This window comes from Mycobacterium sp. 1423905.2, from assembly GCF_001673155.1.
Taxonomy (GTDB): domain Bacteria; phylum Actinomycetota; class Actinomycetes; order Mycobacteriales; family Mycobacteriaceae; genus Mycobacterium.
The window spans coordinates 1-2,117 of record NZ_LZLE01000200.1 but is presented as its reverse complement, the minus strand read 5'-3'; the positions used below and the strand labels follow the sequence as shown (position 1 = coordinate 2,117).

Here is a 2,117-nt window from a genome sequence, read left to right as displayed (position 1 = left end):
GGCCAGCGCGCCGGGCCGGACGTGCGGCCCTTCGACGACCGGGTGGAACTGGCCAAGGCCCTGGAGGAACGCGTGTGATCGAGCTGACGATCGCGCAGATCGCCGACATCGTCGGGGGGCAGCTGGCCGACATCTCGCCGGCCGAGGCCGCCCACCGCCGCGTCACCGGCACGGTGGAATTCGACTCGCGCGCGGTCGGGCCTGGCGGGCTGTTCCTGGCGCTGCCCGGCGCCCGCGCCGATGGGCACGACCATGCCGCGGCGGCGGTGGCGGCCGGAGCCGTCGCGGTGCTGGCGGCCCGACCCGTCGGGGTGCCGGCCATCGTCGTGCGCCCGCGACCGGCGCCCGACGGCCGGGCCGGCGTGCTCGAACACGACACCGACGGCTCGGGCGCGGCGGTGCTGGCGGCGCTGGCCAAACTCGCCCAGGCGGTCGCCGCCGAATTGGCGGCCGGCGGACTGACCATCGTCGGCATCACCGGGTCCTCCGGTAAGACCTCGACCAAAGACCTGGTGGCCGCCGTGCTCCAGCCGCTGGGCTCGGTGGTGGCACCGCCCGGATCGTTCAACAACGAGCTGGGCCACCCGTGGACAGTGCTGCGCGCCACCCGCGGCACCGACTACCTGATCCTGGAGATGTCGGCACGCCATCCCGGCAACATCGCCGCCCTCGCCGACATCGCCCGGCCCGCCATCGGAGTCGTGCTCAACGTCGGCACCGCGCACCTGGGCGAATTCGGCTCCCGCGAAGCGATCGCCAAGACCAAATCCGAGCTGCCCCAGTCCGTCCCCGCCTCCGGCGTGGTCGTCCTCAACGCCGACGACCCGGCCGTCGCCGCGATGGCCGAGGTGACCCCGGCCCGAGTCATCCGGGTCAGCCGCGCCGAACGCACCGGCTCCGGACCCAGCGACGTGTGGGCCGGCCCGGTGACCCTGGACGCGCTGGCTCGCCCCCGCTTCACCCTGCACACCCACCGCGGCACCGCCGACATTCAGCTGGGGGTATACGGCGACCACCAGGTCAGCAACGCCATGTGCGCGGCCGCGGTAGCCCTGGAATGCGGGGCCACCCCGCAGCAGATCGCCGACGCGTTGACCGCGGCCGGCCCGGTATCGCGCCATCGGATGCACGTCAGCACCCGCACCGACGGGGTGACGGTGATCGACGACGCCTACAACGCCAACCCCGATTCCATGCGAGCCGGGCTGCAGGCGCTGGCCTGGATTGCCCACGACGGTCCGGAGCCCAGGCGCAGCTGGGCGGTGCTGGGCGAAATGGCCGAACTCGGCGACGACGCGATAACCGAGCACGATCGCATCGGGCGGCTCGCGGTGCGCTTAGATGTGTCACGACTCGTTGTCGTGGGAACTGGGAGGTCGATGAGCGCCATGCACCACGGCGCGGTCATGGAGGGCTCGTGGGGAGCCGAGGCCGTCACCGTGCCCACCGCCGACGACGCGCTGGCCCTGTTGCGCTGCGAGCTGCAACCGGGTGACGTGGTGCTGGTCAAGGCGTCCAATGCGGCCGGGTTGGGGGCGTTGGCCGACGCGCTGGTGGCCGACGATGCCGACGAGGCGAGGGCATGAGACAGATCCTGATCGCCGTCGCCATCGCGGTGACCGTGTCGATCCTGTTGACCCCGGCGCTGATCCGGCTGTTCACCAAGCAAGGCTTCGGCCACGAGATCCGTGAGGATGGACCGCCCACCCACCAAGGCAAACGCGGCACACCGTCGATGGGTGGCGTGGCGATTCTGGCCGGCATCTGGGCGGGCTACCTGGGCACCCACCTGGCCGGCCTGGCCTTCGACGGCGAAGGAATCTCGGCCTCCGGCCTGCTGGTGTTGGGGCTGGCCACCGCGTTGGGCGGGGTCGGGTTCCTCGACGACCTGATCAAGATCCGGCGGGCGCGCAATCTGGGGCTGAACAAGACGGCCAAGACAATCGGACAGATCACCGCCGCGGTGCTGTTCGCGGTGCTGGTGTTGCAGTTCCGCAACTCCGCCGGCCTGACCCCGGCCAGCCCTGACCTGTCGTACGTGCGGGAGATCGCAACGGTCACCCTGGCGCCCGGACTGTTCGTGCTGTTCTGCGTGCTCGTCGTCAGCGCCTGGTCCA

At 71.6% G+C, this 2,117-nt stretch carries 1 protein-coding gene and 1 pseudogene; both read left to right on the top strand.

Annotated features, from left to right (window positions below; genetic code table 11):
* Positions 1–74 precede the first annotated feature (74 nt).
* Positions 75–1,586, top strand: coding sequence for a UDP-N-acetylmuramoyl-tripeptide--D-alanyl-D-alanine ligase (murF, locus tag A9W95_RS11640; protein ID WP_067412366.1), 1,512 nt, complete (start codon positions 75–77; stop codon positions 1,584–1,586).
* Positions 1,583–2,117, top strand: a pseudogene (locus tag A9W95_RS11635) (phospho-N-acetylmuramoyl-pentapeptide-transferase); the annotation flags it as partial. The gene murF and the pseudogene A9W95_RS11635, both read left to right, overlap by 4 nt.